This window comes from Streptomyces sp. NPDC091279, assembly GCF_044757465.1.
Lineage (GTDB): Bacteria > Actinomycetota > Actinomycetes > Streptomycetales > Streptomycetaceae > Streptomyces.
In genome coordinates, this window is sequence record NZ_JBIVVA010000016.1 from 74631 (window position 1) to 86462 (window position 11832).

Consider the following 11832-nt stretch of genomic DNA (forward strand, 5'->3'; position numbering starts at 1 on the left):
GGTGAACGGGCGGTCCTGGCCGACGGATCATCGGCCGCGCCTGGTGAGCGGGCGGTCCTGTCCGGCAGATCGGAAACGGCAGCTGCTGAACGGGCAGTCCTGGCTGGTGGGTCGGGAACGGCAGCTGGTGAACGGGCGGTCCTGGCCGACGGATCATCGGCCGCGCCTGGTGAGCGGGCGGTCCTGTCCGGCAGATCGGAAACGGCAGCTGCTGAACGGGCGGTCCAGGCTGGTGGGTCGGAAACGGTGCCTGGTGAACGGGCGGTACTGGCCGGCGCATCGGAGGCTGGTGCGGAGGTCTGGTCTGGCAGGTCGGAGGCCGTTGAGGGAGAGGCTCGGCTTGGCAAGTTGGACACGGGGGGCGCTGCTGAGAAGGGGGCTCGGCTCGGCAGGTCGGGGGTCGCTGAGGGAGGGGCCAGTCTCGGCAGGTCGGACGTGGAGGCTGGGCGGGCTGTTCCCGGGTTCCGGTTCAACCGTGGGGTTCCTGTCCTGTCGGTGCGGGACCGCTGGTGGGCCTGCGCTGTGATCGCCGGGTGCGCGACCGTGGCGGCGGTACAGCGAGCGACGGTCTGGTGGTCGCACTGGGGCACAGTCGCCAAGCCCTGGGAACTGATCCCGACGGTGTGCTTCGGAGCGGGGGCTGGGCTGATCGCGGGGTTGGTGGTGTACGCGGTGGCGGTACGGGGGTGGCGTGCGGCGGGAGGCGTCGAGGGCGAGTGGGACAGGGGCGGGGTGCGGTGATGAGGGGTTGAGGTGAGCGGGCGGGGTGAGTTGGGGCGCGTTGATGAAGAGTTGAGGTGAGCGGGGCGGGGTGAGTTGGGCTGCGGTGATGAGGGGTTGGCGTGAGTGGCGGGGGTTGGTGGGGTGATGGCGGAGAGCGGGGGTAACTCCCGTCCAGCTGAACGGCGTTGAGTCGCGTCCTCTCGCAGACGCCGCGCCGCGTGCCCAGCTCGCCTACCTCGACGCGCCAACTGGTCTGGGGGCGCTGGCCCTCGCCCCGCCCTTGTGCGGGGAACGTGGGCCCGAGTTGGGCCGGGGTACGGCTTGTGTACCGGCGTTGGCGGGGTGCTGGGGGGGTGAAGCCTCCGTGCTTCCAGGGCAGCGGGCGGGAACGGGCTTACCCCGGGCACGGCAGTGGCCAGCGACCGGCACGGGGCCCTTGTCCGGGGGGAGCCCGAGGTGCGGAAGGGCAACGCTGTCGGCGCTACCGGCATCGCTGGCGGAACTGGTCTGGGGTGCCGCGAAGGTTTCAGCGCGGCGGCACTTGTGACGGGGGGGCGAGTTGGGCCGCCTGGACGGGCTGCCCCGGTCGGTACCGGGAGATAAGCGCGCAGGTCAACGCCGGGAGTTCAGCGCCGGATGCTCCGGCGGCCCGTTCCCTGTCGGCGCCCGGGGTATCAGGACCGCCGACGCGGGTCCTGGGCGGCCACGAAGCCCTCAGCGGGGAGGCCAGCCGAGATGGGAAGCGAGCTGGGCCGCGCAGGCGAACTAGCCCCGACCAGCACTGGCAGGGCAGCGCCGGGAGATCCCTATCGGAATCACCAGCCGCCCTACTCCCCCGCCGACTCCCACGCACATCAGTTCAGCGTCACCGGCACCGCAGTGACCTCAAAGCCCTCGGCAGCGAGGCCTTCCAACAACGGGAAGGGAGCCAGGCCGCGCAGGCCAGCCACCAGCACCAGCAGATCCACGACGGAAGGTCGGCACCGGATCGCCCGGCGCCCCACTCCCCCGTCGACTCCCCGCACATCAGCGCCCACCACATCGCCACCGGCACCGGCACCGGCACCGGCACCGGGAGGCCGCTTAGCCCTCGACATAGAGCCCCCTCCCGCAACGCGAAGCGAGCCAGACCACTCAGGCGGACGACTTCCGACCACAACTGGCAGGTCAGCGCCAGCAGTTCCACGCCGAAAGGTCAGCGCCGGATCACCCGCCGAGCCACTCCCCCTCATCACAGGGGCCTCAGCGCGCGGCCGAGCCCTTTCGGCGGGCGGTATCGGTGGGCAGCGCCACGAAGACGTCGAGTGTGCGGGGCCGCCGGATCGAACGCGGAATGCGCGTGAGGGCCGTCGCGAGGTGGCCGCGCAGCAGGGTCGCCCACAGGAACCAGGTCGCCGGTTGGGCGAGGTCGGCGCGGGCGGTGGTGAGGCGCCGGGGCACATCACGGCGCAGGTCGGCTGCTGTGCGGCGCAGGGTGGTGACCAGGTCGGCGGGGACGCGGGCGGTGCTTGCGGCGGTCGCGAAGACCGGGGCGGACCGGCGTGACGTGGCGGGCGCCGCGTCGAGGCGGGGCCGCTGGGACGCCGGTCGGCGGTTGAGCATGCGTATACCCATGCCCGCATCCTGACGGGAGCCCGCGGCGCGGGGCGCTTCGGCGGGGGCCACGCGAGTGACGGGGGCGTGCGGGGCGCGGGGCGGGGCGGACGGATGAAGGTGGGCCTGTCGGGTGAGAGAAACCCTCCTAGCCCGCCAAGCCCCGCACCACTGCCTCACCGTCGCCACCGGCAAGAGGCAAGCCCAGCAGACGCACCTCAGACCGACCCGTTCACCCCACTGGACCACCGGAGGCCATCGCCCGCCTCCACCAAACCGCCAGCAACCCTCACCACACCCCCGCCCAACCGGCAGAGGCAGCCACCCGACCCCATCCGACCGCCAACGGCCGTCACCCAACCCGCCCGACGGAGCCAGCCACCCACCCGGCACAGGCATTCACCCCGCACGCCCGGCGCAGGCGGTCACCACCTCCACCCGGCAAGGCCACCGCCCCACCCGACCAGCGCAGGCAGTCACCACCTCCAGCCCGGCGGAGGCCGTCCCCCCGCCCGCCCGGCACAGGCATTCACCCGCCTCCGCCCGCCCGACGCAGGCATGCACCCCATCCGACTGGCACAGGCGATCACCCACCCCCACGCGCCCGGAACAGGCCACCATCCCACCCGACCAGCGCAGGCAGTCACCCACCTCCAGCCGCCCGGCGGGGCCAGTCACTCACCCCCACACACCCCGCCGAAGGCCGACACCCACCCCCACCCGCCCGGCGAAGGCCGACACCCACCCCCACCCGCCCGGCGAAGGCCGTCACCCCCCTCCACCCGCCCGGCGGACCCAGTCCCCCACCCCCACCCCCGCCAACCGCCGGAGGCTAGTGCGCTGCTGATTCCCAGTCGTTGCCGACGCCCACGGACACGTCCAGCGGGGCCCGTAGGTGGACCGCGTTGGCCATTTCGTGGCGAACGATCTTCTCCGTCGCCGCGCGTTCGCCGGGGGCGATCTCCAGGACGATTTCGTCGTGGACCTGGAGGAGCATGCGGGAGGTGAGGTCGGCCTCGCGCAGCGCCTTGTCGACGTTGAGCATGGCGATCTTCACGATGTCGGCGGCCGTGCCCTGGATGGGGGCGTTGAGCGCCATGCGTTCGGCGGCCTCGCGGCGCTGCCGGTTGTCGCTGTTGAGGTCGGGCAGGTAGCGGCGGCGCCCGAAGAGCGTCGCCGTGTACCCGGTCGCCCGGGCCTCGTCCACCGCCCGCCGCAGATACTCCCGCACCCCGCCGAACCGCTCGAAGTACGTGTCCATCAGCGCCCGCGCCTCACCGGCGTCGATGTTCAGCTGCTGGGAGAGGCCGAACGCGGACAGACCGTAGGCGAGCCCGTACGACATGGCCTTGATCTTGCGTCGCATCTCCGCGTCCACCGCGGTCCGGTCGACCGAGAACACCTGCGCGGCGACGGTGGTGTGGAGGTCCTCGCCGGAGGTGAACGCCTCGATGAGGCCCTCGTCCTCGGAGAGATGTGCCATCACCCGCAGCTCGATCTGGCTGTAGTCGGCGGTCATCAACGACTCGTAGCCCTCGCCGACCACGAAGCCCCGGCGGATCGCCCGGCCCTCGTCGGTGCGGACCGGGATGTTCTGGAGGTTGGGGTCGGTGGAGGAGAGCCGGCCGGTCGCGGCGACCGTCTGGTTGAAGGTGGTGTGGATGCGGGTGTCGGCCGCGATGGACTTGATGAGGCCCTCGACGGTGACCCGGAGCTTCGCCTGCTCGCGGTGACGGAGCATGATGACGGGGAGGTCGTTCTCCGTCTGGTTGGCCAGCCAGGCCAGGGCGTCGGCGTCGGTGGTGTAACCGGTCTTGGTCTTCTTGGTCCTGGGCAGGCCCAGTTCACCGAAGAGGACTTCCTGGAGCTGCTTGGGCGAGCCGAGGTTGAACTCGTGGCCGGCCGCCGCGTGCGCCTCCTTCACCGCCTGCTGCACGGCCCCGGCGAACATCTGCTCCATGGCCTCCAGGTGGGCGCGGTCGGCCGCGATGCCGTGCCGCTCCAGGCGGGCCAGGAGGACGGACGTGGGCAGTTCCATGTCGCGCAGCAGGTCCGCGGCGCCGACCTCCGGGAGGCGGACCTCGAAGGCCTCCCCCAGGTCGAGGACGGCACGGGCCTGGATCATCAGGGCTTCCGCCTCGGCACCCTCGTCCGCGCCGAACGCCAGCTGCCCGTCGGCCGCGGCGGCCGGTGCCAGCTCGCGCCCCAGGTACTCCAGGGACAGCGCGTCCAGGTCGAAGGAGCGGCGGCCCGGCTTGACGAGGTAGGCGGCGAGCGCGGTGTCCATGGCGACGCCCTCGACGCGCCAGCCGTGCTCGGCGAAGACCCGCATCACGCTCTTGACGTTGTGGAAGACCTTGGGCCGTGCCGGGTCGGCCAGCCACTCGGCGAACGCCCGCTCGTCGGCCTCGTCGAGCTGCGACGGGTCGAACCAGGCCGCCGGGCCCCCGGCGGCGGCGAGCGCGACCTCGGCGACCGAACCGGTGCCCAGCGCCCACGTGTCGACGGTGGCGACCCCGAGCGGCTCACCGGCGTGCTCGGCGAGCCAGCCCGCCACCTCCCCGGTGCCGAGGACGGTGCCGTCGACCGCGACGCCCTCCGCGACGACCGGCGTGCCCTCGGCCTCCTCGGCGCCCGGGTCCACGGCGAGGAGCCGCTCCCGCAGCGACGGGTTCCTGATCTCCAGGGTGTCCAGGATCACCGCGAGCGTCTTGCGGTCGTAGGGCGCCCGCTCCAGCTCGGTGACCCCCTTCGGCAGCTCGACGGTGCGCACCATCTCGGTGAGCCGGCGGTTCAGTTTGACGGCGTCCAGGTGGTCGCGGAGGTTCTGCCCGGCCTTGCCCTTGACCTCGTCGACGCGCTCGACGAGATCCGCGAACGACCCGAACTGGTTGATCCACTTCGCGGCCGTCTTCTCGCCGACCCCGGGAATGCCGGGCAGGTTGTCCGACGGGTCACCGCGCAGCGCGGCGAAGTCGGGGTACTGCGCGGGCGTCAACCCGTACTTCTCGACGACCTTCTCCGGAGTGAACCGCGTCAGCTCCGAGACGCCCTTCGTCGGATACAGCACCGTCGTGTGCTCGGACACCAGCTGGAACGAGTCCCGGTCACCGGTGACGATCAGCACCTCGAAGCCCTCGGCCTCGGCCTGCGTCGCCAGGGTCGCGATGACGTCGTCCGCCTCGAAGCCGTCGACCGCGAACCGCGACACCTGCATCGCGTCGAGCAGCTCACCGATCAGCTCGACCTGCCCCTTGAACTCGTCCGGCGTCTTCGAACGGTTCGCCTTGTACTCCGTGAACTCCTCGGAGCGCCATGTCTTGCGCGAGACGTCGAACGCCACCGCGAAGTGCGTCGGCTCCTCGTCACGCAGTGTGTTGGCCAGCATCGACGCGAAGCCGTAGATCGCGTTCGTCGGCTGGCCCGTCGCGGTCGTGAAATTCTCCGCGGGCAGCGCGAAGAACGCGCGATAGGCCAGCGAGTGCCCGTCCATGAGCATCAGGCGGGGCCGCTTGCCGCCGGGGGTCTTGTCGGTCTGCTTCGCTGCTGAATCTGCCACGCCCCCGATCCTGCCACGCCCCACTGACAGTCAGCCCCGCCCACCACCCCGGCGACACCCCCGCCCCCTCCCCCGCCCCTTTCCCCGTCCCCTCCCCGTCCCCTCCCCCTCCCCGTTCCCTCGCCCCGCTCCTTGTCCACAGCCCCCGTTATCCACAGGCTCCCCCGTTGTCGGTGAGCCGTGCGAGGATCGATGACATAGCCGCCTGTCGTAACCGATCCGGCGTATCCGTGCACGCGAAGGAGTGTGTGTGATGGCCAGCAAGCCTCCCCAGGGCGATCCGGTCCAGGACGCGCCGAAGATCACCGAGCCGAAGCACGCGGCGGCCGGTCTGCCGGCCATCGGGCACACCCTGCGCATCGCCCAGCAACAGATGGGCGTGCGCCGCACCGCGCTGACCCTGCTGCGGGTCAACCAGAAGGACGGCTTCGACTGCCCGGGCTGCGCCTGGCCGGAGCCCGACCACCGGCACGCGGCGGAATTCTGCGAGAACGGCGCGAAAGCGGTCGCCGAGGAAGCCACCCTGCGCCGGGTCACCCCCGCGTTCTTCGCCGCGCACCCCGTGGCCGACCTCGCCGACCGCAGCGGCTACTGGCTGGGCCAGCAGGGACGCCTCACCCACCCCATGTACCTGCCCGAAGGCGCCGACCACTACGAACCCGTCTCCTGGGAGCGGGCGTTCGACATCATCGCCGACGAGATCACCGCCCTCACCTCCCCCGACGAAGCCCTCTTCTACACCTCGGGCCGCACCAGCAACGAAGCGGCGTTCCTCTACCAGCTGTTCGCCCGCGAGCTGGGCACGAACAACCTGCCCGACTGCTCCAACATGTGCCACGAGTCGTCCGGTTCGGCCCTGTCGGAGACCATCGGCATCGGCAAAGGCAGCGTCCTGCTGGAGGACCTCTACCAGGCCGACCTGATCATCGTCGCCGGCCAGAACCCCGGCACCAACCACCCCCGCATGCTCTCCGCACTGGAGAAGGCGAAGGCGAACGGCGCCCGCATCATCAGCGTCAACCCCCTGCCCGAGGCCGGACTCGAACGCTTCAAGAACCCGCAGACCCCGCAGGGCATGCTCAAGGGCGCCGCCCTCACCGACCTGTTCCTACAGATCCGCCTCGGCGGCGACCAGGCCCTCTTCCGCCTCCTGAACAAGCTGATCCTGCGGACCGAGGGCGCCGTCGACGAGACGTTCGTCAGCGAACACACCCACGGCTACGAGGAGTTCGCCGAGGCCGCCCGCGCCGCCGACTGGGACGAGACCCTCACCGCGACCGGCCTCACCCGCCCGGAGATCGAAGAAGCCCTGGCGATGGTCCTCGCCTCCCAGCGCACCATCGTGTGCTGGGCGATGGGCCTCACCCAGCACAAGCACTCCGTGCCCACCATCCGCGAGGTCGTCAACTTCCTGCTGCTGCGCGGCAACATCGGCCGCCCCGGCGCCGGCGTCTGCCCGGTCCGCGGCCACTCCAACGTCCAGGGCGACCGCACCATGGGCATCTTCGAACGCCCCGCGCCCGCCTTCCTCGACGCCCTGGAGAAGGAGTTCGGCTTCACACCCCCACGCGAGCACGGCTACGACGTCGTCCGCGCGATCCGCGCCCTGCGCGACGGCGACGCCAAGGTCTTCTTCGCCATGGGCGGCAACTTCGTCTCCGCCTCCCCCGACACCGACGTCACCGAGGCCGCGATGCGGCGCGCCCGCCTCACCGTGCACGTGTCGACGAAACTCAACCGCTCACACGTGGTCACCGGCGCCCGCGCCCTCATCCTGCCGACCCTGGGCCGCACCGAACGCGACCTACAGAGCAGCGGCGAGCAGTTCGTGACCGTCGAGGACTCGATGGGCATGGTGCACGCCTCCCGAGGACGGCTGGAGCCCGCCGGCGAAGAGCTGCTGTCCGAGCCCGCCATCGTGTGCCGCCTCGCCCGCCGCGTCCTGGGCGACCGCAGCGTCGTGCCGTGGGAGGAGTTCGAGCAGGACTACGCGACGGTCCGCGACCGGATCGCCCGCGTGATCCCCGGCTTCGAGGACTTCAACGCGCGCGTCGCCCACCCCGGCGGCTTCGCCCTGCCGCACGCCCCGCGCGACGAACGCCGCTTCCCCACCGCCACCGGCAAGGCCAACTTCACGGCGGCACCGGTCGAATACCCCGAGATCCCCGCCGGACGACTGCTGTTGCAGACGCTACGTTCGCACGACCAGTACAACACCACGATCTACGGCCTCGACGACCGCTACCGGGGCGTCAAGAACGGCCGCCGGGTCGTCCTGGTGAACCCCGACGACGCCCGCGAACTGGGCTTCACGGACGGGGCCTACGTCGACCTGGTCGGCGAGTGGAAGGACGGCGTCGAGCGGCGCGCGCCGGGCTTCAGGGTCGTGCACTATCCGACCGCGCGGGGCTGCGCCGCGGCCTACTACCCGGAGACCAACGTGCTGGTCCCGCTGGACGCCACCGCCGACACCAGCAACACCCCGGCCAGCAAGTCCGTTCTGGTGCGTCTGGAACAATCGGCCGCCGACTGAGCGTTCGCTCAGCAAAGGCGGCCGGTCAGCCGCGCCGCACACGACGAACGGAGCCGGGTGCCATGGGCGAGCAGCAGCGAGTGAAGTTCCCGCGTGAGGTCATCGACGAGTACGCGACCCTCGGCGTCGACCTGCCCGCCCTGTTCTCCGCCGGACACCTCGGCACCCGCATGGGCGTCGAGATCGTCGAGGCCTCCACGGACCGCGTCGTCGGCACGATGCCGGTGGAGGGCAACACCCAGCCCTACGGCCTGCTGCACGGCGGCGCCTCCGCCGTACTGGCCGAGACCCTCGGCTCGATCGGCGCCATGCTGCACGGCGGCAGCGCAAAACTCGCCGTCGGCGTCGACCTGAACTGCACCCACCACCGCGGCGTCAGCTCCGGTCTGGTCACCGGCGTCGCCACCCCGCTGCACCGCGGCCGCTCCACCGCGACCTACGAGATCGTGATCAGCGACGAGGCCGGCCGCAGGGTGTGCAGCGCCCGCCTGACCTGCATGCTCCGCGACGCCCCGCGCGGCCAGGGCCCGACCGGCTGACAGCCCGCACGCTTCCCGGCGGGCCGGGCCATTTCCGCGCGACCAGGAAAAGGCCCGGCCCGCCGCACGATTTCACCGCGTGACACCGGGTGAACTCACCGTGCCCGCCGATACGCCCCGGAATACTCCGGTCCGAATATTCGCATCCGAACAGTTCGCAAACTGCCCACCCCGCGAAGCCAATCTTTCTCCCCGTAACGCTAAGTTACACGCGCGCAATACAGCACCACGAATTAAGTGGCCGTGACACCTATCCGGCGGCCCCCTCCACACGTCCCGGATCTCCCCGGACTTCTCCCCCGCCCCACATCCCCCGAAGCCCCAGAACAGCCCCCAACACCAAGCGGAACTGCGAGTTCTCACTATGTGAGCAGGCGGAAATTCCGCCAAAACGGCCGAGAAACCCCACGGACAAGCCCCACTCTCCAGGACGTCATAACAAGAAAGTCACAAGCCAGCCCACCACGATGCCCCTTTGGACACACCGGGCTTAGAGTCACGGCCAGTCACCGCTCCATCGGGAGTTAGGTACCAGTGCGCCCCTCACCGTTTCCACCACAACGGCCGGCGCCTGTGGAAAGGACTGATTGTGCGACAGCGTTCCTTGGTGATACTCACCTCCGTTCTCACGACCGGAGCCCTGACGCTCACCGCCTGCGGCTCCCGTGACGACGGCAGCAAGAGCGGAGACAGCGCCTCCGGCACCACCTTCACCATCGGCGTCGACGCCCCGCTCTCCGGCGAGAACTCGACCACCGGCCTCGGCATCCAGTACGGCGTCCAGGTCGCCGTCGACGACGCCAACAAGAACAACTGGGTCCCCGGCGTCACCTTCAAGGTCAAGGCCCTCGACGACAAGGCCCAGCCCGCCACCGGCCAGCAGAACGCCACCGCCATCGTCGGCCAGAAAGACGTCGTCGGCGCCGTCGGCCCCCTCAACTCCGGCGTCGCCCAATCGATGCAGCAGGTGTTCGCCTCCGCCGACATGGTCGAGATATCACCCGCCAACACCAACCCCGAACTCACCCAGGGCAAGAACTGGCAGACCGCCAAGAAGCGCCCCTACAAGACCTACTTCCGCACCGCCACCACCGACGAACTCCAGGGCACCTTCGCCGCCGAGTACGCCTACAGCGACCTCAAGAAGAAGAAAGCCTTCGTCGTCGACGACAAGCAGACCTACGGCGCCGGCCTCGCCAAGATCTTCAACGAGAAGTTCACGAAGTACGGCGGCACAGTCGTCGGCACCGACCACGTCAACACCGGCGACAAAGACTTCGGCTCCCTCGTCACCAAGATCAAAAACTCCGGCGCCGACCTCCTCTACTACGGCGGCCAGTACGACGAATCCTCGCTGATCACCAAGCAGCTCAAGGACGCCGGCGTCAAAATCCCCCTCTTCGGCGGCGACGGAATGTTCGCCTCCACCTACATCGAAACCGCCGGCAAAGCCGCCGAAGGCGACCTCGCCACCTCCGTCGGCGTCCCCGTCGACACCCTCCCCGCCGCCAAGCAATTCGTCGAAACCTACAAGGCCAAGGGATACAAGGGCGACTACGGCGCCTACGGCGGCTACTCCTACGACGCCGCCACCGCCATCATCAAAGCCGTGAAGGCCGTCAAGGACGCCAACAGCGGAAAGCTCCCCACCGACATCAACGACCTCCGCTCCAAGGTCGTCACCGAAGTCCAGAAATCCGACTTCCAAGGCATCACCGGCAAGGTCTCCTTCGACCAGTACGGCGACACCGGCAACAAGCAACTCACCGTCTACCAGGTCACCAACGGCGCCTGGAAAGCCGTCCACTCCGGCGAACCCAAGCTCGGCTGACCCACCCCACACCGCACCACGGGCCGCGCGGCAGGAACACCACCACCGCGCGGCCCTTCCACACCCCCACCCCCGCACCCACCAGTGCACACCACCACCAGCGACATGGAGGCCACGCGGTGAACACCCTGCCGCAGCAGCTGGCCAACGGGCTGCTCCTCGGCTCGATGTACGGGCTCATCGCCATCGGCTACACGATGGTGTACGGCATCGTCCAGCTCATCAACTTCGCGCACGGCGAGATCTTCATGACCGGAGCCTTCGGCGCCCTCACGGTCTACCTCTACATCCTCCCCAACGGCACCAACATGATCATCGCCGTCCCCCTCATGCTGATCGGCGGCGCACTCGTCGCCGTCCTCATCGCCGTCGGAGCCGAACGCTTCGCCTACCGCCCCCTACGCGGCGCACCACGCCTGGCACCCCTCATCACCGCCATCGGCCTCTCCCTCGCCCTCCAAGAAGTCGTCCGCAACTTCTACCCCGGCGCCGACCGCGCCCGCGCCTTCCCCGGCCTCGACACCACCCACACCATCGGCTCCATCACCATCAAGGACGCCGACCTCTTCCTCATCGCCGCCGCCATCATCTGCATGGCAGGACTCGCCTGGTTCGTCCGCAAAAGCCGCACAGGCCGCGCCATGCAAGCCACCGCCCAAGACCCCGACACCGCCCAACTCATGGGCATCGACACCAACCGCATCATCGTCGTCGCCTTCGCCATCGGCGGCCTCTTCGCCGCCGTCGCCGCCGTCGCCTACGGCCTCAAATACGGCAACATCGACTACCGCATGGGCTTCCTCATGGGCCTCAAAGCCTTCACCGCAGCCGTCCTCGGCGGCATCGGCAACATCTACGGAGCCATGCTCGGCGGCATCGTCCTCGGCATCGCCGAAACCCTCGCCTCCGCCTACATCGACGAAATACCCGGCATGCACCAACTCGGCGGCCAGAGCTGGGCCAACGTCTGGGCCTTCTGTCTCCTCATCCTCGTACTGCTGCTACGGCCCCAAGGCCTACTCGGCGAACGCGTAGCGGACAGGGCGTGACCACC

At 69.9% G+C, this 11832-nt stretch carries 7 protein-coding genes; 5 read left to right on the forward strand and 2 right to left on the reverse strand.

Features of this window, described 5'->3' with window-relative positions; all coding sequences use genetic code 11:
* The first annotated feature begins 543 nt into the window (after positions 1 to 543).
* Positions 544 to 741, forward strand: coding sequence for a hypothetical protein (locus tag ACIQOU_RS32505; RefSeq protein ID WP_401542753.1), 198 nt, complete (start codon positions 544 to 546; stop codon positions 739 to 741).
* Positions 742 to 1965: 1224 nt separating this feature from the next.
* On the opposite strand, the gene ACIQOU_RS32510 is transcribed toward ACIQOU_RS32505, so the two are convergent.
* A complete protein-coding gene (locus tag ACIQOU_RS32510) occupies positions 1966 to 2337 on the reverse strand; it encodes a hypothetical protein (RefSeq protein ID WP_401542755.1) in 372 nt (123 codons plus the stop codon).
* An 811-nt stretch (positions 2338 to 3148) separates the two neighbouring features.
* Positions 3149 to 5875, reverse strand: coding sequence for a DNA polymerase I (gene polA, locus ACIQOU_RS32515; protein ID WP_401542758.1), 2727 nt, complete (start codon positions 5873 to 5875; stop codon positions 3149 to 3151).
* Between the two features lie 253 nt (positions 5876 to 6128).
* Here polA and ACIQOU_RS32520 point away from each other — a divergent pair, with 253 nt between their 5' ends.
* The 4 genes from ACIQOU_RS32520 (at position 6129) to ACIQOU_RS32535 (ending at position 11827) form a co-directional block, all read left to right on the forward strand.
* The gene (locus tag ACIQOU_RS32520; RefSeq protein ID WP_401542760.1) at positions 6129 to 8408 is read left to right on the forward strand and encodes an FdhF/YdeP family oxidoreductase; all 2280 of its coding nucleotides are present in this window, start codon (positions 6129 to 6131) and stop codon (positions 8406 to 8408) included.
* Positions 8409 to 8470: 62 nt separating this feature from the next.
* The gene (locus ACIQOU_RS32525) at positions 8471 to 8947 is read left to right on the forward strand and encodes a hotdog fold thioesterase (RefSeq protein WP_401542762.1); all 477 of its coding nucleotides are present in this window, start codon (positions 8471 to 8473) and stop codon (positions 8945 to 8947) included.
* A gap of 604 nt (positions 8948 to 9551) precedes the next feature.
* Positions 9552 to 10778 carry a branched-chain amino acid ABC transporter substrate-binding protein gene (locus tag ACIQOU_RS32530; RefSeq protein ID WP_401542930.1) on the forward strand — a complete coding sequence of 409 codons (1227 nt, stop codon included), beginning with the start codon at positions 9552 to 9554 and terminating at the stop codon, positions 10776 to 10778.
* A 119-nt stretch (positions 10779 to 10897) separates the two neighbouring features.
* Complete coding sequence (locus tag ACIQOU_RS32535; RefSeq protein WP_401542765.1) at positions 10898 to 11827, forward strand: branched-chain amino acid ABC transporter permease; 930 nt, start codon at positions 10898 to 10900, stop codon at positions 11825 to 11827.
* Positions 11828 to 11832 lie beyond the last annotated feature (5 nt).

Coding starts and splice junctions, on each gene's coding strand:
- ACIQOU_RS32510 (WP_401542755.1), bottom strand. CDS start 2,337: ATGGGTATACGCATGCTCAACCGCCGACCGGCGTCCCAGCGGCCCCGC.
- ACIQOU_RS32520 (WP_401542760.1), top strand. CDS start 6,129: ATGGCCAGCAAGCCTCCCCAGGGCGATCCGGTCCAGGACGCGCCGAAG.
- ACIQOU_RS32525 (WP_401542762.1), top strand. CDS start 8,471: ATGGGCGAGCAGCAGCGAGTGAAGTTCCCGCGTGAGGTCATCGACGAG.